This is a genomic window from Pseudoalteromonas sp. CnMc7-15 (assembly GCF_022347925.1).
In the GTDB taxonomy this organism is placed as follows: domain Bacteria; phylum Pseudomonadota; class Gammaproteobacteria; order Enterobacterales; family Alteromonadaceae; genus Pseudoalteromonas; species Pseudoalteromonas ruthenica.
The window spans coordinates 1-26,102 of sequence record NZ_JAKRFT010000001.1; the positions used below are offsets into that span (position 1 = coordinate 1).

Annotated in this window: 23 protein-coding genes and 1 rRNA gene; 20 read left to right on the forward strand and 4 right to left on the reverse strand. The window is 47.3% G+C overall.

Features of this window, described 5'->3' with window-relative positions:
- Window position 1: 1 nt before the first annotated feature.
- The 6 genes from rrf (at window position 2) to ihfA (ending at window position 6,056) form a co-directional block, all read left to right on the forward strand.
- A 5S ribosomal RNA gene (gene rrf / locus MHM95_RS00005) occupies window positions 2-116 on the forward strand.
- 408 nt (window positions 117-524) lie between these two features.
- A complete protein-coding gene (locus MHM95_RS00010; protein ID WP_343224289.1) occupies window positions 525-1,571 on the forward strand; it encodes a DUF2066 domain-containing protein in 1,047 nt (348 codons plus the stop codon).
- Window positions 1,572-1,577: 6 nt separating this feature from the next.
- Window positions 1,578-2,279: a DnaA regulatory inactivator Hda gene (hda, locus tag MHM95_RS00015; RefSeq protein ID WP_026110924.1), complete on the forward strand. Its 702-nt coding sequence runs from the start codon at window positions 1,578-1,580 to the stop codon at window positions 2,277-2,279.
- Window positions 2,280-2,372: 93 nt separating this feature from the next.
- Entirely contained in the window at window positions 2,373-3,353 is a 981-nt protein-coding gene (gene pheS, locus MHM95_RS00020; RefSeq protein WP_022943600.1) for a phenylalanine--tRNA ligase subunit alpha, read from the forward strand.
- Window positions 3,354-3,366: 13 nt separating this feature from the next.
- Window positions 3,367-5,754 (forward strand): phenylalanine--tRNA ligase subunit beta, encoded by a 2,388-nt coding sequence (pheT, locus tag MHM95_RS00025; protein WP_239383863.1) that lies wholly within the window; start codon window positions 3,367-3,369, stop codon window positions 5,752-5,754.
- Window positions 5,755-5,756: 2 nt separating this feature from the next.
- Window positions 5,757-6,056 (forward strand): integration host factor subunit alpha, encoded by a 300-nt coding sequence (ihfA, locus tag MHM95_RS00030; RefSeq protein WP_022943602.1) that lies wholly within the window; start codon window positions 5,757-5,759, stop codon window positions 6,054-6,056.
- 46 nt (window positions 6,057-6,102) lie between these two features.
- Here the strand turns inward: ihfA and MHM95_RS00035 are convergent, their stop codons facing one another.
- Entirely contained in the window at window positions 6,103-6,897 is a 795-nt protein-coding gene (locus MHM95_RS00035) for a DUF2989 domain-containing protein (RefSeq protein WP_151172912.1), read from the reverse strand.
- Between the two features lie 299 nt (window positions 6,898-7,196).
- On the opposite strand from MHM95_RS00035, the gene MHM95_RS00040 reads away from it, so the two are divergent.
- The 9 genes from MHM95_RS00040 to ccoG all read left to right on the forward strand — a co-directional run bounded on the left by MHM95_RS00040 (window position 7,197) and on the right by ccoG (window position 18,670).
- Window positions 7,197-8,642: a glyceraldehyde-3-phosphate dehydrogenase gene (locus tag MHM95_RS00040; RefSeq protein ID WP_022943604.1), complete on the forward strand. Its 1,446-nt coding sequence runs from the start codon at window positions 7,197-7,199 to the stop codon at window positions 8,640-8,642.
- Between the two features lie 127 nt (window positions 8,643-8,769).
- On the forward strand, window positions 8,770-9,897 hold the full coding sequence (locus MHM95_RS00045) for a M14-type cytosolic carboxypeptidase (protein ID WP_130144824.1): 1,128 nt from the start codon (window positions 8,770-8,772) through the stop codon (window positions 9,895-9,897).
- Window positions 9,898-10,025: 128 nt separating this feature from the next.
- The gene (locus tag MHM95_RS00050; protein ID WP_239383864.1) at window positions 10,026-11,693 is read left to right on the forward strand and encodes an AGCS family amino acid carrier protein; all 1,668 of its coding nucleotides are present in this window, start codon (window positions 10,026-10,028) and stop codon (window positions 11,691-11,693) included.
- A gap of 67 nt (window positions 11,694-11,760) precedes the next feature.
- Entirely contained in the window at window positions 11,761-12,090 is a 330-nt protein-coding gene (locus tag MHM95_RS00055; RefSeq protein WP_022943607.1) for a hypothetical protein, read from the forward strand.
- Entirely contained in the window at window positions 12,087-12,368 is a 282-nt protein-coding gene (locus tag MHM95_RS00060) for a DUF1315 family protein (RefSeq protein WP_022943608.1), read from the forward strand. Before MHM95_RS00055 ends, MHM95_RS00060 begins: the two co-directional genes overlap by 4 nt.
- Entirely contained in the window at window positions 12,358-15,066 is a 2,709-nt protein-coding gene (locus MHM95_RS00065) for a DUF349 domain-containing protein (RefSeq protein WP_239383865.1), read from the forward strand. Before MHM95_RS00060 ends, MHM95_RS00065 begins: the two co-directional genes overlap by 11 nt.
- Complete coding sequence (locus MHM95_RS00070) at window positions 15,063-15,626, forward strand: DUF1439 domain-containing protein (protein ID WP_022943610.1); 564 nt, start codon at window positions 15,063-15,065, stop codon at window positions 15,624-15,626. The genes MHM95_RS00065 and MHM95_RS00070 overlap by 4 nt, the downstream gene beginning before the upstream one ends.
- Window positions 15,627-15,699: 73 nt before the next feature.
- On the forward strand, window positions 15,700-17,127 hold the full coding sequence (locus tag MHM95_RS00075; RefSeq protein ID WP_239383866.1) for a sigma 54-interacting transcriptional regulator: 1,428 nt from the start codon (window positions 15,700-15,702) through the stop codon (window positions 17,125-17,127).
- Window positions 17,128-17,290: 163 nt separating this feature from the next.
- On the forward strand, window positions 17,291-18,670 hold the full coding sequence (gene ccoG / locus MHM95_RS00080) for a cytochrome c oxidase accessory protein CcoG (protein WP_138547143.1): 1,380 nt from the start codon (window positions 17,291-17,293) through the stop codon (window positions 18,668-18,670).
- Between the two features lie 82 nt (window positions 18,671-18,752).
- On the opposite strand, the gene MHM95_RS00085 is transcribed toward ccoG, so the two are convergent.
- Complete coding sequence (locus tag MHM95_RS00085) at window positions 18,753-19,667, reverse strand: M14 family metallocarboxypeptidase (RefSeq protein ID WP_239383867.1); 915 nt, start codon at window positions 19,665-19,667, stop codon at window positions 18,753-18,755.
- 88 nt (window positions 19,668-19,755) lie between these two features.
- A complete protein-coding gene (locus MHM95_RS00090) occupies window positions 19,756-20,175 on the reverse strand; it encodes a hypothetical protein (RefSeq protein ID WP_045978637.1) in 420 nt (139 codons plus the stop codon).
- Window positions 20,176-20,359: 184 nt separating this feature from the next.
- Between MHM95_RS00090 and MHM95_RS00095 the strand changes: the two genes are divergently transcribed.
- The 5 genes from MHM95_RS00095 (at window position 20,360) to MHM95_RS00115 (ending at window position 25,191) form a co-directional block, all read left to right on the forward strand.
- Window positions 20,360-20,917: a MarR family transcriptional regulator gene (locus MHM95_RS00095; protein WP_022943615.1), complete on the forward strand. Its 558-nt coding sequence runs from the start codon at window positions 20,360-20,362 to the stop codon at window positions 20,915-20,917.
- Window positions 20,918-21,204: 287 nt separating this feature from the next.
- On the forward strand, window positions 21,205-23,364 hold the full coding sequence (locus tag MHM95_RS00100) for a prolyl oligopeptidase family serine peptidase (protein ID WP_239383868.1): 2,160 nt from the start codon (window positions 21,205-21,207) through the stop codon (window positions 23,362-23,364).
- A gap of 66 nt (window positions 23,365-23,430) precedes the next feature.
- The gene (locus tag MHM95_RS00105; RefSeq protein WP_239383869.1) at window positions 23,431-23,958 is read left to right on the forward strand and encodes a GNAT family N-acetyltransferase; all 528 of its coding nucleotides are present in this window, start codon (window positions 23,431-23,433) and stop codon (window positions 23,956-23,958) included.
- Between the two features lie 98 nt (window positions 23,959-24,056).
- Window positions 24,057-24,620 carry a cytochrome b gene (locus MHM95_RS00110; RefSeq protein ID WP_152440616.1) on the forward strand — a complete coding sequence of 188 codons (564 nt, stop codon included), beginning with the start codon at window positions 24,057-24,059 and terminating at the stop codon, window positions 24,618-24,620.
- Window positions 24,613-25,191 (forward strand): YceI family protein, encoded by a 579-nt coding sequence (locus tag MHM95_RS00115; RefSeq protein ID WP_138547148.1) that lies wholly within the window; start codon window positions 24,613-24,615, stop codon window positions 25,189-25,191. The genes MHM95_RS00110 and MHM95_RS00115 overlap by 8 nt, the downstream gene beginning before the upstream one ends.
- 10 nt (window positions 25,192-25,201) lie before the next feature.
- On the opposite strand, the gene MHM95_RS00120 is transcribed toward MHM95_RS00115, so the two are convergent.
- Complete coding sequence (locus MHM95_RS00120) at window positions 25,202-26,098, reverse strand: TIGR02285 family protein (RefSeq protein ID WP_239383870.1); 897 nt, start codon at window positions 26,096-26,098, stop codon at window positions 25,202-25,204.
- Between the last annotated feature and the right edge of the window lie 4 nt (window positions 26,099-26,102).

Here is a 26,102-nt window from a genome sequence, read left to right on the forward strand (position 1 = left end):
GCTTGGTGATAATAGCGTTCTGGACCCACCTGACCCCATGCCGAACTCAGAAGTGAAACGGAACTGCGCCGATGATAGTGTGGGTTCGCCCATGTGAAAGTAGGTCATCACCAGGCTCCTAATTAGAAAGACCCGTTGCAGAAGTGCAGCGGGTTTTTTTATGCCTGTAGGCAAGGCTTTAGCCTTGCATCAATCAGCTAGTCAGGATGAATCCCGACCTACAACACAGCTAAACATTCATCACCATATCTGTAGGCAAGGCTTCAGCCTTGCAACATCTAGTTAGGGTAAACCCTGACCTACAACACCGCACATCCCCACTCATCGCATCTGTAGGCAAGGCTTTAGCTTTGCATCACCCTAGTCAGGGTAAGACCCCGACCCACAACACAGGGATACATCAATCATTGTTAACCGCCTATATTCAGGCTCTCTTCATAGCCGTTGTTAATCTTAGCGAACCTTTTGCTTTGTTTTAGTCTTTGCTTTAGGATCAGGGCATTATGATTGAGGTATGAAGCAACGTGATCCGTAATTTATTCCTGCTATGTGCAATGTTTATCGCCTTCTCAACTCAGGCGATAGAAGTAAAGGGGCTGTACCAGTATCAACAGCCAGTAGATGATAAAACTCGTGCCAGCCGGGTCACGGCAAGTCAGAACGCATTATTAAATGTAGTGATCAAGGTCACGGGCGAGCCTGATGCAACGAACAACCAGGTGGTGCGGGGCGCATTATCTGATATCTCCGATTATATGACTAAATTTGAATACGGCGATAACGAAGGGCAATCATACTTAAACGTGCAATTTGACAGCAACAAGGTCAATACCTTAGTCAGAGAAGCCGGTTTGCCACTGTGGGGCAATCGCCGTCCTTTGGTGGTCATTTGGTTGGCGATTGAAGATGGCTGGCGACGGGAGCTGCTCACTGCTGATACCCACCCGCAAGTCGAGGAGTTACTGTCGGATCTTGCCTCTCGTCGCGGCCTCCCCATTGTTACTCCTTTACTCGACCTTGAAGACAGACAACATGTCGAAGTCACCGACGTATGGGGAAATTTCAGTGACTCGCTGGACATCGCTTCGCAGCGCTATATGGCAGAACGCGTTGTGTCAGCGAGACTCTATCAAGATGAACGCTCCGGAGCGTGGGAGCTCGATTGGCGCTTCACCAATGAAGATCAGTTCGAGGCCACCCGACACAAGGGCGACAAGCAACAGGTTATTCTTGATATGGTCGACGCGCTAGCCAGTGCCCTTGCCAGTGAGTATGCAATTGATGCGGCTTCTGGCTATGATGCGCAGCAGCAAATGCTTAAGCTGTATAACACCACCAGTTTTGTTGATATCGAGTATGCCTTGCGGCGCTTACGTAGTCTAAGTGTGGTCACTGATGCCAACGTCAGTCATGTTGCTAAAAAGTTTATTGAAATAAATGTCAGTCATACTGGCAGTGTTGATGACTTGCGCAAAGCACTGACGCTTGATTCCTACTTTAGTGATTATCGCGACCCAGATAAGTTTTATTACTCCACTAGCAATGACGATCTTGAGTATGCGTGGCAATAACTGATGATGCAGCATTCGCAACTGGCATTGCCTGTTACTTTACCTGATGATGAAACCTACGCCAGTTACTTTGGTGGCGAAGACTCGTTAGAGGTTAATCACTTAAAAGCGGCCTTTGAACACCTGACACAGCAATTTCAGTACACCTATTTATGTGGGTTAGGGGACTCGGGCAAGTCGCATTTACTTTATGCTACCTGTATCCATGCCCAAGAGCAGGGCTTGTCCAGTATGCTGCTGTCGTTAAGTGAAGTGCAGCAGTTTGGCGCTCAGGTGTTAGAGGGGCTCGATACCCTCGATGTGGTATGTATCGACGATTTGCACTTAGTCGCCGGTGATGAGGCCTGGGAAAAAGCCTTATTCAACTTTTTTAACCGTTTTAACGAGCCGGGCAAGCTGTTGTTGATTTCCGCCGATTTATTGCCGGATATGCTTAATATTACGCTGCCGGATTTAGAATCGCGTCTGAAATGGGGCACTACCTTACAAATCCGCTCCATGAGTGATGATGATAAGGCTCAAGCATTAACAAATAGAGCGAAAATGCGCGGCTTAGAACTCTCTGATGATTGTGCGCGTTTTTTATTGACGCGCTTAAGCCGTGACATGCGTGCATTACTCGATGTATTGGACACACTCGATCATGCCTCTATGGCAGCGCAGCGAAAGCTTACCATTCCGTTTATAAAAGCCACTTTAAAGCTATAGAAAGCGCCGCTCAGGGCTAGAATCAGAGCGGCCCTTTGGTTATCATAAGTGGTTAAATAAACACTTTAAATTATCACCCTAGTCAGGTATCCGATGAACTTAGAAGCGATTTTGGCTGACGCCTTAAAGGCGGTTGATTCAGCCAGCGAAATCGCGCACCTAGAAGATGTGCGCGTAAACTACCTTGGAAAGAAAGGTGAAATTACCGGGTTACTGAAAACGCTTGGTAAAATGGCGCCAGAAGAGCGTAAGAGCGCCGGCCAAGTGATTAACCAAGCCAAGCAGCAAGTGACTGAAGCGATCAATGAAAAGCGTGAAGCGCTGAACGCAAAAGCATTAGAGCAAAAGCTGGCAGCAGAAACCATTGATGTCACCTTACCTGGGCGCAATATGGCCAGCGGCGGCATTCATCCCGTTACCCGGACCATTGAACGCATCGAGTCTTTCTTCGGTGAGTTGGGTTTTGCGGTGAAGCAAGGGCCAGAGGTGGAAGATGACTTCCACAACTTTGATGCCTTGAACATTCCTGCACATCACCCGGCACGCGCGGATCACGATACCTTCTACTTCAACCCCAAGTTGGTATTACGTACGCAAACCAGTGGTGTACAAATACGTACCATGGAAACTGAGCAACCGCCTTTGCGTATTATCTCGCCAGGTCGTGTGTATCGTAACGATTACGATCAAACGCATACACCGATGTTCCATCAGGTTGAAGGTTTGATGGTGGATACAGACGTTAGCTTCACTGAACTCAAGGGCATTTTGCACGATTTTCTTCGTAACTTTTTTGAAGAAGATATGGAAATTCGTTTCCGCCCCTCTTACTTCCCATTCACTGAGCCATCGGCAGAGGTTGATGTGAAAGGTAAAGACGGCAAATGGTTAGAGGTTCTTGGTTGCGGTATGGTGCACCCGAATGTGTTGCGTTCAGTTAATATCGACCCTGAAAAATACACTGGTTTTGCCTTTGGTATGGGGGTAGAGCGCCTTACCATGTTGCGCTATGGCGTTAATGACTTACGCGCATTTTTCGAAAATGATTTGAAATTCCTAAACCAGTTCCGTTAAGAGGTCGTGATAAATGAAATTCAGTGAAAAGTGGTTACGTGAATGGGTGAATCCGGCCATCGATAGCGACGCACTTGCGGAGCAGCTGTCAATGGCGGGACTGGAAGTGGATGCATTAGAACCAGCTGCAGGTCAGTTTAGTGGTGTGGTTGTCGGCGAAGTTGTCGAGTGTGGTCAGCACCCCGATGCCGATAAACTACGTGTGACGAAAGTAAACGTCGGTGATGATGAGTTACTTGATATTGTGTGCGGCGCACCTAACTGTCGTCAAGGTATCATAGTGGCAGTGGCGAAAGTCGGCGCGGTATTACCCGGCGATTTTAAAATCAAAAAGGCCAAGCTGCGTGGTCAACCGTCGCATGGCATGTTATGCGCATTCGTAGAGCTAGGTATCAGTGAAGAGGGCGATGGCATTATGGAATTGCCAGCCGATGCGCCCATTGGCACCGATTTACGTGAGTACCTAAGCCTTGATGACCATATTATCGATGTTGATTTAACGCCGAACCGCAGCGATTGCCTGGGTATTAAAGGCTTGGCTCGCGAAGTGGGGGTGCTAAACAACCTGGACGTGAATGAACTGACGATTGCGCCAGTAGAGCCCACCATTGATGATAAAGTCAGCATTGAGCTAGTTAACGAGCAAGGTTGCCCTCGTTACCTTGGTCGCGTAATTAAGGGCATCAATCTTGATGCGCAAACGCCGCTGTGGATGGTTGAGAAATTGCGCCGCAGTGGTATTCGCTCTATTGACCCTGTGGTTGATGTCACCAACTATGTGTTGATTGAGCTGGGCCACCCGATGCATGCGTTTGACTTAGCCGCCATTGAAGGTGGTATTAAGGTACGCAGTGCCAATGGCGGTGAAGAACTGGTTTTGCTTGATGGCAACACTGCGAAACTCAATGAATCGACGCTAGTGATCGCCGATCATAATAAAGCCTTAGCCATGGCGGGTATCTTTGGTGGTGAGGGCTCTGGGGTCACCGAGAAAACCAGCGATATTTTACTTGAAAGTGCCTTCTTTAACCCTGTCGCTATTGCCGGTCAGGCACGAAGCTATGGGCTGCACACCGATGCCTCGCACCGTTATGAGCGCGGAGTTGATTTTGCGCTACAACGTGACGCTATGGAACGTGCTACGGCATTGTTACTTGATATAGTCGGAGGTCAAGCTGGCCCTGTTGTTGAGGCTGTTGCTACAGAGCAGTTACCAAAGGTCACAGCGGTTACTTTACGTCGTGAACGTTTAGACCGTGTGATTGGCTATCATATCGATGATGAAACCGTGACCAATATCCTGCGTCGGTTAGGCCTAGACGTCCAATTCACAAACGGTACTTGGCAGGCCGATGTGCCCAGTTATCGCTTTGATATTCGCATCGAGGAAGACTTAATCGAAGAAGTCGCTCGGGTCTATGGCTACAACAATATTCCTAATGTTGCGCCAATGGCGAAACTTAACATGACAGCTCACAACGAAGCGTCAGTGCCGGTTAAGCGTTTGCGCGATACCTTAGTGACGCGCGGTTATCAAGAAGCCATTACTTATAGCTTTGTTGATCCTAAGGTCCAGGCTGCTATCCACGGCGATGAACAAGCATTGCATTTACCGCACCCTATTTCGGCGGACATGTCGGTCATGCGTCTGTCGTTGATGCCGGGGTTACTGAATGCGTTGGTGTACAACCAAAATCGTCAGCAACCACGCGTGCGCTTGTTTGAGCATGGACTAAAGTTCATTGCTGATGAACAAGCTGAAAATGGCGTGCGTCAGCAGGCCGTGTTTGGTGGCATTGTCTCGGGCACAAGTTATGGCGAGCATTGGAATGTACCAAGCCGCGCGGTCGACTTCTATGATGTCAAAGGGGACGTGGAAGCGTTACTGGCGCTATGCAATGACAGTGCGCGCTTTAGTTTCAAAGCACAGCAATGTGATGGTTTGCACCCAGGCCAAAGTGCCGCTATCTTTGTTGATGGGCAGCAGGTCGGTTTTGTTGGTGCTGTGCATCCACAGTTGCAAAAGCAGCTTGGTATTAACGGTGCAGCCTATGTCTTTGAAATTGAAGTAGCCGCAGTGGCTACCCGTGTTCTTCCAGAAGCTGTGGGAATATCCAAGTTTCCATCGAACCGCCGAGACATCGCGATTTTGGTGGAAGATAAGGTTCATGCTGGTGATGTTTTAGCCACTATAGAAAAAGTTGGCGGAAATCAATTGGTTGACCTAAACTTATTCGATGTGTATAAGGGCAAAGGTATCGAGCCAAATTATAAGAGTTTGGCAATTGCTCTGACACTGCAGGCGGTTGATAGAACGCTCGAAGAGAAAGATATCAACTTAGTTGTCGACAACGTCGTGGCCGCATTGGCCAAAGAGTTTAACGCATCGTTGAGGGACTAGATATGGCGCTTACCAAAGCCGACATAGCTGAACACCTATTTGAGAAGTTGGGGATCAATAAAAAGGATGCCAAAGAACTAGTTGAAGCGTTTTTTGAAGAAATCCGCTCAGCTTTAGAAAATGGGGAGCAAATTAAGCTTTCCGGCTTTGGCAACTTCGATCTTCGTGATAAGAAAGAGCGACCAGGTCGTAACCCCAAAACCGGAGAAGATATTCCTATCTCGGCGCGCCGAGTGGTCACTTTTAGACCCGGACAAAAGCTAAAAACCCGTGTTGAAGTGGGCACTAGCAAATTAAAGTAATAAAAAAGCAGCCTGAAGGCTGCTTTTTACTTTTTATGGAATTTACTTATGAGCGGGGCGAGCGGAATTGTCCGCTCATGATTTGCTCGTAAGTAGTTTGTGCTAAGGTATCTAGGCGCTCGAGATCATGCCCGTCATCTAAGGCTCTTGCGCGCAAAGGCGCAAAGTCAATGTTTTCCACGCCGGCCTGCTTGGCCACCACCGCAAAGGTATACGCTAAATTATACTGTTCTTGCTGATAGAAAATATTGACCAGTGAAGTAAGCACTTCAGGGTGAGGCTGTTGTTCAGCACCATTAAGCTCAAGACTACGGTATAAGTGATCCAAGGTCTTTTCGGTGTCTACCTTCATGTAATAGCTAGCGAGGTAAAACTGTGCATCTCGGCTGTTTTTTACTTTTGTGTCTTCTTGCATCGACAGCAGTTTTTGCAGTGCACTATTATCGTTGTTACGCGACCAGTGAAAATACAGCAGCCCTGGGTGATTACTACCACGGGTTTCATAAAGTAAGCGATTAATTTCTTTTTGTGCCGTGTGATAGCCCTTATAGCGTGAGGCGGTCTTTTCTTTAAGCTTTATGTGTTCAATTTTTGAAGCGAGATTGACACATTGGCTGTAACGTTCAAAGTCTTTTAATAATTGGTATTTTCGCTCTAAAGTCGGCTTTTCATACTCATGAAAGCGACTAATGATCACTTCTGCGCGTTCATGTCGGCAGTGACTGTCTGTGTTTAAGTCATTACACATGGCCGGAGTTTGCTCACAGACTTCCCGTACTGTCAGGCTTGAGTCACAGCCGCTCAACGTTGTAACTAAGGCCAAGCCGATAATAAGTCGCATGGTTATTCCTTTTCTTTGTATTAGTGCGCTCACACCATCATGTTATGCGCTGAAATTGACGTTACTTTTCGTCAATGGGTGTAAAGCCGCTTTAGTCATTGATTTTATTGTAGCTCAAAGCGTTATAGGGAGACACCTTGTACCCAAGAGTAATGTAGAGGTGGTTATTGCTCGCGCTTTGCATTAGAATATGCCCGCCTGCTAGGAGGTATATTGTCCTCGATCACGCTCTCACTTTGTGATGACACATTCCCTCCTCGGGCTATATCCGTTCAAAACAAATTTCAAAGGCAGAAACAATGACCTCATCTCACGAGCAAGAGTACTTGAACAGCTGGCAAGAACGCCAAGACTACGCTGAAAGTATGCAACCCATCATTGGTAAACTGTATCGCAACCGTGGTATCGAAATTGCCGTTTATGGCCGCCCTCTGGTCAACGCCAGCACCATCGATATTATCAAAGCGCACAAAACCGTGGCGCAATTTGAAGACTCTAAACTACGTCTGCGCGAAAGCTACCCGGTGTTAGAAGCGATCAGCAACATGGAACTTAGCTCTGGCCGTATCGATATTGGTAAATTGGCTTACAGCTTCCTATATAAAGATGCGGCCAAAGGTCGCTCGTTAGAAGAGTTTTTAAAAGACGAGCTTGCAGAAATCACTAATCCAGGTGAGCCAAAAGCACCGCGTGATGTGGTTTTATATGGTTTTGGCCGTATTGGTCGCTTGTTAGCGCGCTTGTTAATCGAAAAGTCAGGCCCGTATGCCGACTTACGTTTACGCGCCATTGTGGTACGTGGTGGTAAAGATGGGGATCTTGAAAAACGAGCTAGCCTATTGCGTCGTGATTCAATTCATGGTCCATTCAATGGCTCTATCACCGTTGATAATGAGCGTAATGCCATTAAAGCTAACGGCAGTTACATCCAAGTGATTTATGCCAACTCGCCAAGTGAAGTTGATTACACTGCATATGGTATTGAGGATGCGTTAGTTGTTGATAACACTGGTATTTGGAAAGATGAAGCAGGCCTAGGCCAACACCTAGAATCAAAAGGCGCTTCGAAAGTATTATTAACAGCACCAGCAAAAGGCGATATCAAGAACATTGTTTACGGTGTTAACAACCAAGATATTAAACCTGAAGATAAAATTGTGTGTGCTGCAAGCTGTACCACTAACGCCATTACGCCGACGCTAAAAGCCTTAAATGACAAGTTTGGTATTAAAAATGGTCACGTTGAGACCGTACACTCATACACTAACGACCAAAACTTAATTGATAATTACCACAAAGCTGAGCGCCGTGGTCGCGCTGCTGCGCTCAACATGGTTATTACCTCTACTGGTGCGGCGAAAGCTGTATCCAAAGCCTTGCCTGAACTTGAAGGTAAGCTAACCGGTAATGCTATTCGTGTGCCGACACCGAATGTATCAATGGCTATCCTTAACCTTAACTTGGAAAAGGGGACCAGTGTTGAAGAGCTGAATGCCTTCTTACGCGAGACCGCGTTACACTCAGAGCTACGCGATCAAATCGATTACACCGCTTCAACAGAAATCGTCTCTACAGACCTCGTTGGTAGCCGTTACGCCGGTGTGGTGGACTCCCAAGCAACTATTGTTGATGGTGAGCGCGTTGTGCTTTACGTTTGGTATGATAATGAGTTTGGTTACAGCTGTCAGGTTGTGCGTTGTATGCAAGACATGGCTGAAATTGCCCACCCAAGTCTGCCGCGCTAATAAAAACCAAGTTAGTTCACAGCCGGTCGCTTTTTAGCGCACCGGCTTTTTTGTTGTTAATTGTTGCTCTGCAGGGGCTGTGCTAGTCTGCGAGCATCACTACTTCTCATGTCTGAAAGGATAAAGTATGAACATCACCAGTAATTTCGATAGTGGTAATATCAAGGTTATCGCCTGTGAATCGCCACTGGATATCCAACTTGAGATTAATAAAGACAATCAGTCCGCGTTTTTTCAATGGTTTCACTTTCGTCTAGAAACCACACCTTTCGTTGAACACTGCTTGCATATTAATAATTTAAAAGAGTCGGCATACCCAGAGGGCTGGGATGGCTACCAAGCCGTTGCGTCCTATGATCGACAAACATGGTTCCGTGTGCCTACGCGTTATGACAACGGCACTTTGATTATCGACTTTGAACCAGAGTGTTCTCAGGTGTTCTTTGCTTATTTTGCCCCTTACAGTTATGAGCGTCATCTTGATTTAATTTATTGGGCGCAAAGTCATGCTATCTGTGATGCTGAAAACCTCGGTACCACCTTGGATGGTCGCGATATGACGGTGCTGCGTATTGGCGAGCCAAGCGATGATAAGAAGGCGATTTGGATCACCGCTCGTCAACACCCGGGTGAAACCATGGCCGAGTGGTTTGTTGAGGGGTTATTGCATAAATTACTCGACGACGAGGACCCTCATGCGGCGAAGCTGCTATCTAAAGCGGTATTCTACATCGTTCCTAATATGAACCCTGATGGCAGTGTGCGTGGTCATCTGCGCACCAATGCTGCTGGTGTTAACTTGAATCGTGAATGGGCTACCCCGAGCATGGACCAGAGCCCAGAAGTTTACCTAGTACTAAACAAAATGCGCGAAGTTGGATTGGATATGTATCTCGATATCCACGGTGACGAAGCACTGCCTTATAACTTTGTTGCTGGCGGCGAGGGGATCCCAAGCTATGACGCTCGCCTCGAGGATTTAGAAAACACCTTTAAAGATGCACTTTTGACTATTACACCAGAATTCCAAGATGAATTCGGCTATGACAAGGATGCTCCTGGCGAGGCCAACCTAACAGTGGCTTCTTGCGCCGTTGGTGAGGAGTTTAAAGCCTTGGCTTACACCGTAGAGATGCCATTTAAAGACAACGCTAACTTGCCAGATATAGACTACGGCTGGTCAGACAGACGGTCCTATCAGTTTGGGCAAGACACGTTAGCCGCCATTATCGCGGTGGTTGATAAGCTAAGATAACAAAAAGGCGCGTTTAAGCGCCTTTTTTATGCTTCATTTTAATAACAAATGCTTTAACATATTCGCAACCTTGTGAGATGCTGTCATAGTTCGCAGTTAGACATAATAATAAAAGAGGAAATATACCCGTGGATGCCCTAGGAAACTTCTTTGATACCCTCGACTCCATGCTTGGTGGTTCCGTTTGGTTCCCCTATGTATTGCTTGGTGTGGGTTTATTTTTTACGATTTATCTAAAATTCCCTCAGGTTCGCTACTTCAAACATGCCGTGCGCATCGTTTCTGGTAAATATGATAAAAAATCGCACCAGGGTGATACCACGCACTTCCAAGCTCTTTCTACTGCGCTGTCCGGAACAGTGGGCACTGGTAACATCGGTGGTGTTGCTTTGGCCATCTCCATCGGTGGCCCCGCAGCACTGTTTTGGATGTGGATGACGGCATTTTTCGGCATGACCACAAAGTTTGTGGAAGTAACGCTATCGCACAAATATCGCGAGAAAACCGAAGATGGCACCATGGCAGGGGGTCCCATGTATTACATGGACAAACGCCTAAACATGAAGTGGTTAGCTATTTTATTTGCCATTGCCACAGTTATTAGCTCCTTTGGTACCGGTAGTCTGCCGCAAATTAATAATATTGCCCAGGGTATGGAAGCCACTTTTGGTTTTGAACCTATGGCCACAGGGGCCGTTCTATCTATCTTATTAGCCTTAGTGATCCTTGGCGGCATTAAACGCATCGCCGCGATTACCTCGAAAATCGTACCGCTAATGGCCGCTGTCTATGTAATTGGTGCGCTCCTGGTCATTTTCTATAACATTGAGAATATAGGCCCTTCGTTTGCTTCGGTATTTACCGAGGCCTTCACAGGCTCAGCCGCCGCCGGTGGTTTCTTGGGTGCCAGCTTTGCTTATGCCTTTAACCGAGGTGTTAACCGAGGTCTGTTTTCAAATGAAGCCGGTCAGGGCTCGGCACCTATCGCTCACGCGTCAGCCAAAGCCGATGAGCCTGTATCCGAAGGCATGGTGTCAATTTTAGAGCCGTTTATCGACACTATTATCATTTGTACGTTAACCGGTTTAGTGATCTTGTCATCAGGGGTATGGAACGAAAAATTTGATACCCACTTTGAGCGCAGTTCAATGACCGTGCTGCAAGGAAACTACTCAGACCAAAGTGATGAAGACCGCACCGATCTCTACAATTACCTTAACGGTAACGGCAGTGACGTTGCGCCTTACAACGGCACTATCAACGTAATTAACGGCAAAGCTATAAATAAAGATTTCACCATTTTACATTCACGTTCAGTGGCTGAAGACCTGCGCTTTGGCATTACTGAGCGTCACGTCTACACCGGTGAAGTGGAAGTGAAAAATGGCCAGATAGTCGACGACAGTATCAGTGTGATGGGTAAATCTCTGGTGCACTCCGCCGAGCTGACCACGAAAGCCTTTACGCGCGGCTTCTTGGGTGACAATGGTAAATATATCGTGTCTATAGGCTTATTGCTGTTTGCCTTCTCCACGGCGATAGCGTGGTCTTACTACGGGGATAGGGCGATGACCTATTTATTGGGTTCGCGCTCGGTGATGCCGTATCGCGTATTTTATGTGGCCGGTTTCTTTTGGGCGTCATTTGCCGACACCACGTTGGTATGGAAGCTCGCCGCCGTAGCCATCGTGGTGATGACCTTGCCGAACTTGTTTGGCATCATGTTACTGCGTAAAGAAATGAAAGACTCAGTAAAAGACTACTGGCAGAAATTGGAAAAAGACAAGAGCAATTAAAACCAGTACAATGAGGCGCCAGAAGGCGCCTTTTTTTATGGGCGCGTAGTTGCAAATAGGAGTAAGCATGGCCATCATTTCATGTCCGCAGTGCCAAAAGTCGATTTCCGACAAACACCAGTCCTGTCCCCATTGCAATATCGCTCTAGAACAAATGAACGAGCAAGACCAGCGCCGTTTAGCCGCGCGAACTAAACTGCAAAAGCAACAGGGGTTGATGAATCAATCTTTCATTGCTTTGATCTTTTTCCTTGGTGGCTTCTTAGTGTTGTATTGGCAGCAGCCTGAGCCTGGCTCATGGCAGCAAAATGCCTGTTACGGCGCCATCGTTCTCGGGTTTATCTGGTATCTAATTAATCGCGTTCGTTTGGTATTTTTGAAAAGAAAGAAGTTATGAATATTGAGCAGTTAGTCCAAGCAATTACTCCGCAAACCTTTGAGCGCCTGCAGTATGGTGCCGCCACTGGTAAATGGCCGGATGGGACACCCCTAAGTGACGAACAAAAACAACAAACAGTGCAGTTGGTCATGTTGTATCAAGCCAAAGTACTTAAAAGCGACGAGCAGTTCACCGTTGGTGAAAATGGTGAGCTAGTACAAAAATCCAAACAAGAACTTAAGAAGCAGTTCAAAGCAGACAATGAGATAGCCAGGTTTAGTGAAAATGATCTTTAAGCAGTTATTCAAACCAAAGTGGAAGCACCCTAATGAGAGCACGCGCCTAGGGGCATTGTCTCAGCTCGATAACCAACAACACCATGCTATATTGCAGCAATTAGCCAGCCAAGACCCGAGCAGTAAAGTGCGCTCGGCAGCACTAAAAAAACTCAATGACATCGATTTGTGGTGGCAGGCTTGCCAAAGTGACGCCGAGCCGGGTATCAAGCGCTTGGCCAATCAAAAAGTGGCAGAAGTGCTAATGCATTCACCTCAGGCTTTGTCGAGTGCAGATAAAGAGCGATATTTAGAGCGTTTCGCCAATGAGAAAACGTTAGAGCAACTAGCATTAGCAGAGAAAACCACAGCAACGAAAGTTAAATTAATTCATCGCCTTAATAAACCGCAGCTTACCGAACAGGTGTTCAGAGGTGCAGACGAAGCCTTGCAGCTGCAGTTGTGTCAGTTAGTGATTAATGCCCAGTTAGCAGATAAGCTAGTCAAGCATGCTCAAGGCGAAGCGAAAACACGGTTGGCACAGGCCATTGAAGAGCAGCAATTAGCAGCACACATGCCCCAACAGGTAGCGCAGCAGAGTAAACTCTTGTTGGCGCAGCTGAACGCTTTGCGCGATAAAAACGACTACCAACTGGTCACGACTCAATACACTCAGTTCAGCCATCAGTTCGCTCAACTAGAGACGCATTGGCTTGATGAAGAATTGCGAACGCAAAACGATGACAAATTTGCCGTTTTGAAAAACAAGCTTGAGCGTCATATCGCTATTCTTGGCGAACAATATGAGCGTCAACAGGCGCAACAACAAGCGCAGCAACGCAGTGTGTTGGCATTGGCCAATTTAAGCGCGCTAGCGGAAGAGATCAGCAATGCTATGGCGCTACGTTTCGATGGAAATGAGCAAATTCAAACCGATTGGCTACATGCCAAAGTAGCGCAAGCTGAAGATATGCTGCAAAGCCCCGATTTGCAGCCTGGAGCTGAGCTGACTAGTCAGCGCCAAGAGCTCAAGCGTTTATTTAAGCAAGTTGAACAACTTAGTGCCTATGAGCAAGATGTGGAGCAGTTGCGGGAGCGACTAAAGGAATATCAAGCTATGGCTGTTGCTGAAACCTCAGCTCAGCTTGATGCAGCGCTTACGCGTGAGACTGAGCTTGCGAAAGAGATTCAACAGAGTTTGTCGGCCTTACCTAAAGAGCTTGCTGGCGTATGGCGCCAATCATACCAGCAAGCCAAAAAGGCATGGTTTGCGCAGATGCAGCCACTATTAGATGCGCAGCAGCAAACCCTTAACCAAGCGCGCAAAAAGACAAAAGACTTGCGTCGTTTAATTAATCAAGGGCGCTACCGCGTTGCTTTCGGCGTGTTTAATGGGTTAGATACGCTGTATCAAGAGCTCATCGAGCACTACCGCCAACAAGTCAGCCGAGAATATGAAAGCTTGGAGACAACCTTGAGCGAGGCTGAAGATTGGCATCAGTATGCTGGGCAATCACAGCAAACGCAGTTGCTCGAGGCCGCGCTCGAGCTCGCGCAAACACCTTGTGAAGATGCCAATGAGCGTTTAGCCGCAGTGAAAAAGTTACGTAAAAGCTGGCAACTATTGGGCCCGCGCGTAGAGGCGCAAGCCAAGCAAGAGTTTGAACAACAAATCGAAACCGCGTTTGCGCCCTGTCGCGACTATTTTGCTGAGCAGCAGGCACAAAAGGAACAGGCGGTGGCTGAGCGCGAGGCGTTGATTGCACAGATGCAAACCCTCGATGCTCAAGCACAGCAAGCGGATCATGATATTGTGTCTTTAGAAGCCCAATTTAATCAGCTACTAAAGCAGTGGCGCGGCGCTAAACGGTTAGAAAGCAAGCTTTATCATAAGCTCAACAAAGCTTTCAACGAAGCACAAACGGCGATTGCTGAGCGCGTACAAGATTATTACCAGCATAATGCCAGTGCCAAAGAGGCTCTGCTAGAGCAGGCTCATCAGGCGCAGCAGCAAGATGTGTTTGCCGCCACCCATACATTGAAAGACTTGCAACAACAATGGCAGCAAGTGGGCTTCGCGGGTAAGAGTAAAGAACGTAAATTATGGTTAGCGTTTAGACGTATAAACGATGCCGTTTTTGCCCAGCGTGATGAGGCCAAAGAACAGCGCCAGCAGGTACATAATGATTTGCTCAATGAGCAACAAACACAGTTAGCGCAACTGCAACAACAACTGAGTGCATGTAAGGAAGCTGGGGATTACCAAGAAGTGGTGCATACTGTATCGGCGCTCAACGTAGAGCGGCCGTTGCAGGATATGAAAAAGCAACTACTGGCACAGGCCCAACAGTCGCTAAATACACTTCAGGCGGCACAGCGCCATGCGCACTATCGACAGCTACGCAGTGCACTGTCGCAAGGACAGGCGCTTGATAAGCGTTGGTTAAGCGACAGCAAGCTAGCATTAGCCGCTGAACAATTACTTGTTCGCCTAGAAGTGACAGCTAATATTGACAGTCCATCCAGTGACGCCAGTTTGCGTATGCAAGAGCAAGTGACCATGCTTGATGAAAAGCACCAAGGTGTGGCTTATAGCCTGGATGATTTGCTTATTGCCTGGCTTAACGCCGTTGGGGTTAATGAGCAACACCAATGTCTAGGGGAACAACAACAGCTTAATCGTATTGTTAGCGTGCTCGAAGCCGTGGAGAGTCAATGAAAAAATTTTTAATCGTCGCCGTTTGGTTACTTAGCTTGGCGGGGTGTGCGTCGCACGCCCCTGTGTCGGTTTATTCGCTCAGTGCAACGCAATTGGAGCAGAACTTGCTATCTAATAGTGAGCGTTTACAAGGTGAGGTCGAGCTTATGGGCATGCCTATGCGCATGCAAGTGAACGATGTTGGCGTTGATATTGGCCCTAAGCAACACCCCGACAGTGTGCAACTCAGTGTTGATAACACTGTATTTGTCCAAGCTTTGGCATTAAAAGTTCCTGTGCGTGTACGCTTGAGTATTGCCGCAAAGCCAGTGTTCAACAATGATGACGACGCGGTTTATCTGCAAGACTTCACTATTATTAATGCCGATGTTGATGCCATGGGATACCGAGGCAAGCTAGCACCGCTGTCGCAACAGGTGCAAGACATCGTCACGCAAGCACTACGTCAATACCCGGTCTATACCCTCAATAGCCAAGATCCGAAGCAAGCTTTGTTATCGCGCTTTGACCTTGCTCTGGCTGTCAAACCCGGTGAAATTACCCTAACCAGCGGATTATAGTCAGCCGCCTCTGTTTATCTCCTTGCCAAGCGAGTATAGTAACGATATGTCGTTACCTCGCTTGGAATGAGTAATGGACCAATCACTCAAACACTTTCTTCATGACCCTAGGCTACTGCTTGATGCTGCAGGAGAGGGGATTTATGGCTTTGATCGCGATGGTAATGCGGTCTTTATCAATCCCGCAGCAGAGCGTATGACCGGCTGGCAAGCCAGTGAGCTCCTTGGTCAGCAGATCCACCGTTTTCACCACCATAGCCATGCTGATGGCAGTGACTACCCAGCCTGTGAGTGTCCAATCTATCGCACTGTGGTCGACGGCCAACCACGGACGATCAGCAACGAGGTGTTTTGGCGTAAAGATGGCAGTCAATTCCCAGTGGAATATACCTCCACACCTATTTATAAAGATCAACAGCTTATTGGTGCTGTGGCGATATTTCGTGACGTATCACAGCAGCGCAGTACTGAGCAGGCGTTACGCGAAGCACTCTCACGAGTGAATGAGCTTAGCGAACAGTTGCAGGCAGAAAATCGCTACTTGCTAGAAGAGATCAATGCGCAGTGGCAAGACAGTGATTTAGTGGGTCAATCGGTCATTTTTCAACAAATGATGCAACAGATTGAGCTGGTGGCTAAAACTGACAGTACGGTACTGATCCTCGGTGAAAATGGCACTGGTAAAGAGTTGATTGCGCGACAGCTACACAATCGCTCCCAGCGTTGCAATGCACCCTTGGTTAAGGTGAACTGTGCGGCTTTTAGTGCGAGCTTGATTGAGTCCGAGTTATTTGGTCATGAGAAAGGCGCGTTTACCGGCGCTCAGCAGCGGCGCAAAGGGCGCTTTGAATTGGCGCACAAAGGCACGTTATTTTTAGATGAGGTCGCAGAGCTGCCGTTAGAGGCGCAAAGCAAGCTGCTGCGAGTATTACAAGAACAAGAGTTTGAACGGGTCGGGGGACAGCAAACCCTGAAAGTAGATATTCGCCTTATCGCCGCCACCAACCGTGATTTATGGGCCATGGTTGAACAAGGCAGCTTCCGCATGGACTTGTATTACCGCCTCAATGTCTTTCCGCTACGGGTGCCAGCGCTGCGCGAGCGCATTGAAGATTTAGAGTTATTGGTGGCGCAGTTACTCAGTAAGCTATCACAGAAGCTGGCCAAGCAATTCACTGGTATCAGTGCGCGCAGTCTTAATCGTCTTAAGTCCTACCACTGGCCGGGCAATGTGCGTGAGCTGCAAAACATTCTCGAACGAGCCGCTATTCTCACGCAAGGCCCAGTTGTGCATATCGATGACATGCAATTATCGGAGGCGGCGCGCCTAGAAGGCACAGAGATAAGAACTCTTGATAGTGAGCAAAAGCGCTATATCGAATATGTGTTATCTATGTGCGGCGGGCGCATCAATGGTGAAGGTGGAGCCGCGCAACGGCTCGGTTTGGCACCGAGTACACTGCGCTCAAAAATGCAAAAATTGGGCGTCAACCGCGAGTAAAAAATAGGCAGGGTGTCGATATATCGATAAAAGTGTCGATATATCGTTATTTTGCGTCCAAACTATTTTTTAACTCACTGAAATTTATAGCTTTTAATACCTATTGTTATGGCACAAGACTTGCGAATACCCGCTTGTTCTCAAGCAATGACAAGCAAGTATTATGAAGTTCGATATTAAAGAAGAAGATCTCATCATTAAGCCCTATAAGCAGTCTGGGCCTATTTATGTTCGTGAACAAAAAGGCCGTTACCAACGCATTCGTAGGGTTATGAGTTGGGCATTGATGATTGCCTTTATTGCCCTTCCTTGGATTTCTTACCAAGGCCAGCAGGCGGTGTTGCTGGATGTGGCGCAACAACAATTCCGGATATTCTCTATTACGTTCTTTCCCCAAGATTTTATGATCCTAGCTTGGGTATTTATGGCTGGCGCCTTCGCCTTATTTTTTGTGACTAATTGGCTGGGGCGCGTATGGTGCGGCTATATGTGTCCACAAACGGTGTGGATGTTACTGTTTACCTGGGTCGAGCATCGCATCGAGGGGACCCGTAATCAACGTATAAAGCTCGATAAACAGCCTTGGGGCTTTAACAAAGTGATGAAAAAAGCAGCCAAACATGCAGCTTGGCTTGGCATTGCATTTTTCACCGCAACCACCTTTATGAGCTACTTTATTCCCGCCAAGGAGCTTTATTCACAGATGCTAGCCTTTACTTGGGGTGGGTTAACCAGCTTTTGGGTGTTTTTATTTGCTTTGTGCACCTATGGTAATGCCGGTTGGCTGCGCGAGAAAATGTGTATTTATATGTGCCCTTATTCGCGGTTCCAATCGGTAATGTTCGATAAAGACACCCTGATCGTCAGTTACGACAGTGAACGCGGTGAAACCCGAGGACCACGCAAGCGTAAAGTTGCACGTGAAGAGCTCGCACTGGGGGATTGTGTTGATTGTAAGCTGTGTGTCGAGGTGTGTCCGGCTGGCATCGATATTCGCAATGGTCTTCAATATGAGTGTATTAACTGTGGTTTATGTATTGATGCCTGCGATCAAACCATGGATAAATTTAACTATCCTCGGGGTCTTATCAGTTACACCAGTGAGCGCCAACAGGAGGGAGGTAAAACCTCTATACTGCGGCTGAAGCTATTGGGCTATGCAGCGATGACGGTGCTGGTATTTGTGGTTATGGCGTGGTGGTTGAGCAGTCGCACACCATTGGAGGTGTACGTTAGTCGTGATAGGGGCGAGTTGTCGCGTACAGATTATCGAGGCTGGGTTGAGAATCCCTACCGTATCTCGGTGGTCAATAAAACCCAACAGCAGCAAGCGTATCAAATCAGTATTGCTGGCTTAGAAGGGGCGAAGCTGGCGGTGCATGGCGGCCTTTCTTTAGCTCCGGGAGAGCAAAAAGAGATCCCCGTGACAGTCAGTATTGATGGCTACGAACTGGCCAAAAAAGTGAGCACTTTGACGTTTGTTGTTGAGCAAGCGAGCGATCCGAGTACGCAGCAGCGCAAAGAAACACGCTTTTACAAATAAGCAGTGTGAGCTACCACGCTACAAAGGTAAAGAGACAAAAAAGGGTCACTGGATGTGACCCTTTTTTACGCCAAGTGCCTAATTATAATGCGGCAACAAAGGCAATGGCGCTATTGGCCGCCGCCACTTGGGCATCGATGCAGTTTTGCTCAGTTGCCTGCGGGCTATCTGGGTACACCTCCGTAGTCGTGACGTAAGGCGCTGGCGTTAAGCCCATGCACAAACCTAATTTACGTCCAGCGTATTCAATGACACCAGGTTGCACCAAATCAGCGCCGATAAGCTGATTATTCTCATCGGCAGGGGCGATATGCGTGACCTTGCCCACGGCATCGATAATAGCGCGCTGAAATGACGCTTGCGGACGCTCGCTGTCGGCGACAAGGTAAAAGCCATCGGGGATATTCCAATTATGGTTTACGATTCCTTCGCGTGCTGCAAGTGCTGGACGGAACTCGGAATTATCGCTATCAGTGGTTTCGTGCAAATCAATATGCAGCAGAATATCGCTACTAAAAGGAGCGATAAAGTCTAACAACAACTGCGCTTCAGGCACAGGAGAGCCTTCAAAGAATGAGCGGTTCGGATCATTGGCATCGGGGTTCCAGCGGTTGATCGTCTCGTAACCCCAAGGGCTGATGCAGGGCACAACGAGAATATTGAAGTTAGCGCTTTGCGCATGCTCAACCTGCTTGGCAAAGGCGAGAGCGCCGTGAATACCACTACTTTCATAGCCGTGCACGCCACCGGTCACTAAGGCGATAGGGCGGCCTTTTTGCCACTGCTTATGCTTCAGTGCGTACAAGGGGTAACTTTGCTCATAGGGCAGTTGCCCATACTCAATGATATCCCAGTTGTCGGCTAGTGCCTTAACTTTCGTTACCACTTCATCGGCGTAGCTGCGCTGCACAGTTTGCTGTGCTTGCCATTGTTGACGGTGTTCGCTCGACCATGGTTGCCCAGCGATACCAATTGGATATGTGTGTTGCTCGCTCATAACCCTTCCTTAAACTCTATGGTGATGAGCGCAGCTTAGAGAGGTGTACGTGAAAGTCAACTCTGGCGAGCTGACTTTCACATTCATGTTAACTGCCCAGCACCAAGGGATTAAGCTGCTGTTTTACATATCGCAGAGCTTCATCATAACAGCTAAAGATGATATCGCGGGTGTTGCCTTCTAAATGCAACGATTGACGTACCTTGTCTAGTTGGCTAATGGCAATCGCCGAGTCAATCACAAAGGCCGAAGCTTGACACCCATGAGCACGCATGTGCTTAGCCAGTGCAATCATCTTTTGCTGTGCATCTGGGGTCGCGGCGCTTAAACGCTGCGAGTTGCTAATGTAACCCCAATGGGTCAACGCGCTGTCGTTGATGATTGATTGCAATTGCGATGCGAATGATTCGAGCATGCGGCCATTAATCGCGCCGACAAAAGACGCCGTGACGATTTGTTCTTGCAAGCTAAGCTGATACGAACCATTTGTACCGTTGTAGTTAAACATTCACACTCCTTTTTGAAGAGGCGAGATTTTAATCAATTTACTAGTGATGTAAAGAGGAAAAACGACTATTTTGTCTAAAATTAATACGATTTCTTTGTGGTTTACTCAGGGTTAACATTCACACTTGCGCTACACCCCATAAATGCTGATAATTTCAGAAAATACAGAAAGTAAGGCAGCGCGCATGGAATTGACTGAAAAGATGCAAGCATTCGTCATGCATTGCGGAGAGATGGGAAGCCGCTGGGGGTTTAATCGCACAATAGGGCAAATGTACGCGCTATTGTTACTCAGCGAACAGCCACTCAGTGCGAATGAACTTTCGCAGACGCTTCATATTTCCCGTGGTAACGTTAGTATGGGCATTAAAGAGCTCAATTCGTGGCAGTTGATCGCCACCAAACATAAGCCAGGGGATCGTAAAGAGTACTATCAACCAGCAGGGACGATTTGGCAAATGGCTAATCGCGTATTTGAGCAGCGCCAAAAACGCGAAATTGACCCAACCTTAAGCCTGTTGCGCGATAACCTTCTTGATGAACCTAATAACCAGGCAGAGCAATACGCCCAGCAGCGTATGCTGGAAATTCATGATTTGTTGGAAATGATCACCCAGTGGGCCGGTGAACTGCAACGGTTAAGCCCTGAAAAACTCTCAACGTTGATGAAACTGGGAGCGGGGGTTACCAAAATGCTTGATATGCGTGACAAGTTCACTGGTAAATCAACTCCTGAAAGTTAGCTTGATCGAGTCAGCAGAGGGCAAGGCCGACGTACAGGATGATTATTCAAAATTACTCAACGATATAATTAAATGTCGCTATATAACGAAAAAGTTGAGCAAAAAAGCCAGTTTTGAGTTAATAATAAGTTAACAGGCATGCAACCAGCCAGATAGCCAACCTGAATACTCAGGTTGGTTTTCTTTTTTATAGGGCTTTTAAACGCGAAACTGTCTCGCTTCGCTGGACAATAGACAGCTAGAGCGCTAATTTAACTTCGATTCTAACAACAAAATACGAAAAAATTATGCTTAAAAAATCTCTCGCAGTTGCGGTATGCATTGCCCTAACAGGATGCAGCGAAAAGCCTGCTTCACAACAGCAAAATGAACAACTAGAACAGCCTGAAAAACAGGTCGCCCAGATAAACTACCCGGATACTCGCAAAGGCGACGTAGTCGATAGTTATTTTGGCGAGCAAGTTGCTGATCCCTATCGTTGGTTAGAAGACGATATGAGCGAAGAGACCGCTAAATGGGTTGAGGCACAGAACCAAGTCACTTTTGACTACCTCGAGCAAATTCCTTACCGAGACGAGCTAAAAGAGCGCCTTAAGACGCTAATGGATTACGAAAAAGTCAGCGCACCCTTTAAAGAAGGTGACTACACCTACTTTTACAAAAATGACGGCTTGCAAAACCAATATGTACTTTATCGTCAAAAAGGAGAGGGTGAGGCAGAAATTTTCCTAGACCCTAACACCTTTAGTGAAGATGGCACGACGTCGCTCGCTGGCATTAGCTTTAGTGAGGATGGCTCTTTAGCAGCGTATCAAATCTCAGAGGGCGGCAGTGATTGGCGTAAAGTGATTGTGCTTGATACCGAGAGCAAAAAGCAGCTGGGTGAAACCTTAGTGGATGTTAAGTTCAGCGGTATTTCTTGGTTAGGCAACGACGGCTTTTATTATTCAAGCTATGACAAGCCAGAGGGCAGTGAACTGTCAGCAAAAACAGACCAGCATAAACTGTATTACCACAAGCTAGGTACGGCGCAAAAAGACGATCAACTTATCTTTGGTGGCACTGAGGCGCAAAAGCATCGCTATGTTGGCGCAGCGGTGACTTCGGACGAGCGTTTCTTGGTTATTTCCGCAGCTGTATCTACATCAGGTAATAAGCTCTTTATTAAAGATTTGACAGATGAAAACAGTGAACTGGTCACGGTGATTGATGATATTACCTATGACACCAGTGTCATTGACAACGAAGGTGACACACTGTTTTTAGTGACCAACAAAGATGCGCCAAACAAGCGTGTGGTTACGGTGGATGCGAAGGACCCAGCTCCTGAAAATTGGCAAGACTTGATCCCTGAAACAGACAATGTACTCAACCTATCAAAGGGCGGCGGTTATTTCTTTGCCCGCTATATGGTCGATGCCATTTCACAAGTTAAACAGTTTGATAAAAGCGGTAAGCTAGTGCGAGAAATCGCGTTACCGGGTGTCGGCACGGCCTCTGGCTTTGGCGGTAAACAAGAGCAACAGACCTTGTATTACACCTTCACTAACTATAAGACTCCGGGCACTATTTTTAGCTTTGATGTACAAAGCGGAGAATCTCAGGTTTATAGAGAGTCAGGTGCTAAATTTGACCCCTCACAGTACGAGTCTAAACAGGTATTCTACACCTCTAAAGACGGCACTAAAGTACCCATGATCATCACCTATAAAAAAGGCACTAAGCTCAACGGTGAGGCGCCTACTATTTTATACGGGTATGGTGGCTTTAATATTAGCTTGACGCCGCGCTTTAGCGCCACAACGGCTGCATGGCTTGAGCAGGGCGGAGTATACGCGGTAGCTAATTTACGCGGTGGCGGCGAATACGGTAAAAAATGGCATAAAGCGGGCACCCAGTTAGAAAAACAAAATGTGTTTGATGACTTTATTGCTGCCGCAGAATTCCTTATCGATAACGACTACACCTCCAGTGAGCGCCTTGCTGTACGTGGCGGTTCAAATGGTGGCTTGTTAGTGGGGGCGGTAATGACCCAGCGCCCTGATTTATTCAAAGTAGCACTCCCAGCGGTCGGTGTTCTTGATATGCTGCGCTACCATACTTTCACCGCAGGTGCGGGATGGGCGTACGACTATGGTACGGCGCAAGATAGCAAAGAAATGTTTAATTACCTAAAAGGGTACTCACCGGTTCATAATGTAAAACCAGGTGTGCACTATCCTGCAACTTTAATTACCACAGGCGATCACGATGATCGTGTGGTTCCAGCGCACTCATACAAGTTCGCAGCAGAGCTTCAAGATAAGCACCAAGGTGAGAATCCAGTGATGATCCGCATTGAAACCAATGCCGGGCATGGTGCTGGCACACCAACCAGTAAAACCATTGAGCAATACGCTGATATTTATGGCTTTACTCTCTACAACATGGGTATTAAAAAGCTTTAATAATTTATCGCGTTATACACGTATCGAAGCCGAGCCTAGCGCTCGGCTTTTTTGGAGCACTAGAGCATGTCATTAATGGATTTTCACTCGCCTCGATTACAACATCAGCCATTGCGAGCAGCACATTGGCCAGTGTTTTATGCCTTACATCAACACCCCGAGGTGATGCGCTATGTGGCGGATATAGGGGATATTGATGAGGTGCAAGAACGCTTTCAACAACGTTTAAACCCTACGAGTATGCAGCCTTGTTGGTATACGTGGGCCATTGCAAAGCGAAGCGGTGAGCTTATCGGGGTCACGGGGTTTTATCGTCACAGTGAGCACCTAGCAGAGTTGGGATTTATGCTCCTACCACAATACCAAGGGCAAGGGTTGGGGAGTGAGTCTCTGCATGCGTTGCTTGAGCATGGGCACAGTCAGTTTAGTCTGCGCGAATATACAGCCACAGTTACAGCCGGCAATGAGGCGTCACGAGCGCTTTTATTAAAGCAGGGTTTCACTGAGCACTGCCAAGGCTATAACGGCTATTATATCAATGGCGAAGAAGTGGAGGATTGGCTATTTAAGCGCACTTTCAGCGATGGTGAATAAAGTTTTGTGCATATATGCACACTTAGCATTGCGCCAGCGCCATGTTTTTTTCTCAACGGCTGATTTAAGCTATTAGCAGTTCTTAAGGAGAATGAGCGATGTTAAAAAATACTCAATATGGCTATGGATGGATAGCTATATTTCTGCACTGGTTAGTGGCTATAGCTGTGTTTGGGCTGTTTGGATTGGGCTTGTACATGGTTGATTTGAGTTACTACGACAGCTGGTACAAAGGCTCATTGGATTTGCATAAAAGTATCGGTATTACGCTAGCACTGGTGTTTGCGCTGCGCTTAGTGTGGCGCATTACCCAGGTGACTCCGCGCGCCGCTGATCCGACCTTGGTATGGCAAAACCGCCTAGCACACATCGCCCATGGGCTACTCTATGTGTTGTTAGCTGTATTACTGATGACCGGGTATTTAATCTCAACTGCAGATGGGCGCGGTATCGAGGTGTTCTCATTATTCACTGTCCCTTCAATGGGCGAATTCATTGATAACCAAGAGGATATCGCTGGATTGATCCATGAGTATGTGGCTTGGAGCTTAATTATTTTTGCTGCGTTACACGCCCTAGCGGCATTAAAACATCACTTTATTAATCGAGATCGTACTTTGACGCGTATGCTCAAAGCGACAAAAGGAGATAATCATGAATAAATCACTTACTAAACTTGCACTTGGTGCCGCTTTACTCACATCTAGTTCAGCCGCACTTGCTGCTGATTATGTGATCGATACCAAAGGGGCGCATGCCTTTGTTAATTTTAAAATTCAGCACTTAGGTTATAGTTGGTTATATGGCCGCTTTAATACTTTCTCTGGCGACTTCAGCTATGACGCTGATAAACCTAACGAGTCAAAGATCAATGTCGTGATAGACACCAGCAGTATTGACTCTAACCATGCTGAGCGTGATAAGCACTTGCGTGGTGACGATTTCTTAAATGTTGGTGAGCACCCTAAAGCGACCTTCAAAAGCACCGATATCAGCTTTAGCGATGATACTAATGGTAAAGTAACGGGCGAATTTACCCTCAATGGTGTAACCAAAACCATTAGCTTCGATATAGAAAAAATTGGTGAAGGTGATGATCCATGGGGTGGCTACCGTGTCGGATTTTTAGGGCATACCCAGCTAGCGCTTAAAGACTACGATATTGATTATAACCTCGGACCAGCATCGACTCATGTTGACATCGAGCTATCGATAGAAGGTGTACGTAAGTAATATTTTCGACTTACTGTGCTTTTAGCCGCGTTTGCAACTGTTGTTGTAAGCGTGGCTTCAATCGTGGTGGCAGCCAGCGCATCATTACTTGCTGGTAGCTATCGGTTGTTGCTATTTTCTCTAACGCGCTGTCGATAATATCAATATGTTCGGATCCCAAGGCGGTATTGCTGCACCCCACGTAGCCGTGACTAATGGGCGCGACCTCGGCGATAGGAAAAATAGCCATTTGCTCTTTCACTCCCATTTTTGATGCCAAGTAGTAATGCTCGCTCGGGTAACCAACGAGCATATCGAGCCGTTCTTTGATCAACATATAAGTCAGGCTGGCGAGTACGTCTTTGCCCGGACGAGTGACTAGGCTGCCGCGTGGACTGTGGTTGATGATGTGGTCAAGCTCTTTGCCATAAGAGCGGTTCATCGGTAACCCTAACCGCAGGCCTTGCTCAGCGAGCAATTGGCTCAGCGATACCGGCTCACCTTCTACCAACCCTAACGTATTAGCAAGCTCCTTACGCATCACCAATGCAGGAGAAAGTCCCACAGTTGAAGCGTTATTAGTAAACAGCAGCTTGTCTAGGCGACGCTGGGTTTTGTACAAGGATAAGATGCAGTAGGTATTTTGTGGGTTGCTGAGCTCATGGATAGCACGACTGCCTGGGATATGCACATAGTCGAACCGGTAATTAGGCAGTTGCTGCTGCAACAGGGCGATGGTCTGCTCATCCCGCCCTTCACCTTGATGTGTGTCACTCATAATGTAATAGGGGGCAAAGTCAAACACCAGCCAGCGTATCGTTTGGCGCTCATTTGCATATGCTGCGAGCGAGTGCACGAAGCCTAAGAGCAATATAAGAGGATACCGACGCAACATAAAGCTTACTGCATTTATTAATACCTTGTTCATTGAG

What these genes read in the sequence shown, in the direction of transcription:
- hda (WP_026110924.1), top strand. Translation starts at nt 1,578, where the DNA reads ATGCAGCATTCGCAACTGGCATTGCCTGTTACTTTACCTGATGATGAA.
- pheS (WP_022943600.1), top strand. Translation starts at nt 2,373, where the DNA reads ATGAACTTAGAAGCGATTTTGGCTGACGCCTTAAAGGCGGTTGATTCA.
- pheT (WP_239383863.1), top strand. Translation starts at nt 3,367, where the DNA reads ATGAAATTCAGTGAAAAGTGGTTACGTGAATGGGTGAATCCGGCCATC.
- ihfA (WP_022943602.1), top strand. Translation starts at nt 5,757, where the DNA reads ATGGCGCTTACCAAAGCCGACATAGCTGAACACCTATTTGAGAAGTTG.
- MHM95_RS00035 (WP_151172912.1), bottom strand. Translation starts at nt 6,897, where the DNA reads ATGCGACTTATTATCGGCTTGGCCTTAGTTACAACGTTGAGCGGCTGT.
- MHM95_RS00040 (WP_022943604.1), top strand. Translation starts at nt 7,197, where the DNA reads ATGACCTCATCTCACGAGCAAGAGTACTTGAACAGCTGGCAAGAACGC.
- MHM95_RS00045 (WP_130144824.1), top strand. Translation starts at nt 8,770, where the DNA reads ATGAACATCACCAGTAATTTCGATAGTGGTAATATCAAGGTTATCGCC.
- MHM95_RS00055 (WP_022943607.1), top strand. Translation starts at nt 11,761, where the DNA reads ATGGCCATCATTTCATGTCCGCAGTGCCAAAAGTCGATTTCCGACAAA.
- MHM95_RS00060 (WP_022943608.1), top strand. Translation starts at nt 12,087, where the DNA reads ATGAATATTGAGCAGTTAGTCCAAGCAATTACTCCGCAAACCTTTGAG.
- MHM95_RS00065 (WP_239383865.1), top strand. Translation starts at nt 12,358, where the DNA reads ATGATCTTTAAGCAGTTATTCAAACCAAAGTGGAAGCACCCTAATGAG.
- MHM95_RS00070 (WP_022943610.1), top strand. Translation starts at nt 15,063, where the DNA reads ATGAAAAAATTTTTAATCGTCGCCGTTTGGTTACTTAGCTTGGCGGGG.
- MHM95_RS00075 (WP_239383866.1), top strand. Translation starts at nt 15,700, where the DNA reads ATGGACCAATCACTCAAACACTTTCTTCATGACCCTAGGCTACTGCTT.
- ccoG (WP_138547143.1), top strand. Translation starts at nt 17,291, where the DNA reads ATGAAGTTCGATATTAAAGAAGAAGATCTCATCATTAAGCCCTATAAG.
- MHM95_RS00085 (WP_239383867.1), bottom strand. Translation starts at nt 19,667, where the DNA reads ATGAGCGAGCAACACACATATCCAATTGGTATCGCTGGGCAACCATGG.
- MHM95_RS00090 (WP_045978637.1), bottom strand. Translation starts at nt 20,175, where the DNA reads ATGTTTAACTACAACGGTACAAATGGTTCGTATCAGCTTAGCTTGCAA.
- MHM95_RS00095 (WP_022943615.1), top strand. Translation starts at nt 20,360, where the DNA reads ATGGAATTGACTGAAAAGATGCAAGCATTCGTCATGCATTGCGGAGAG.
- MHM95_RS00100 (WP_239383868.1), top strand. Translation starts at nt 21,205, where the DNA reads ATGCTTAAAAAATCTCTCGCAGTTGCGGTATGCATTGCCCTAACAGGA.
- MHM95_RS00105 (WP_239383869.1), top strand. Translation starts at nt 23,431, where the DNA reads ATGTCATTAATGGATTTTCACTCGCCTCGATTACAACATCAGCCATTG.
- MHM95_RS00110 (WP_152440616.1), top strand. Translation starts at nt 24,057, where the DNA reads ATGTTAAAAAATACTCAATATGGCTATGGATGGATAGCTATATTTCTG.
- MHM95_RS00115 (WP_138547148.1), top strand. Translation starts at nt 24,613, where the DNA reads ATGAATAAATCACTTACTAAACTTGCACTTGGTGCCGCTTTACTCACA.
- MHM95_RS00120 (WP_239383870.1), bottom strand. Translation starts at nt 26,098, where the DNA reads ATGAACAAGGTATTAATAAATGCAGTAAGCTTTATGTTGCGTCGGTAT.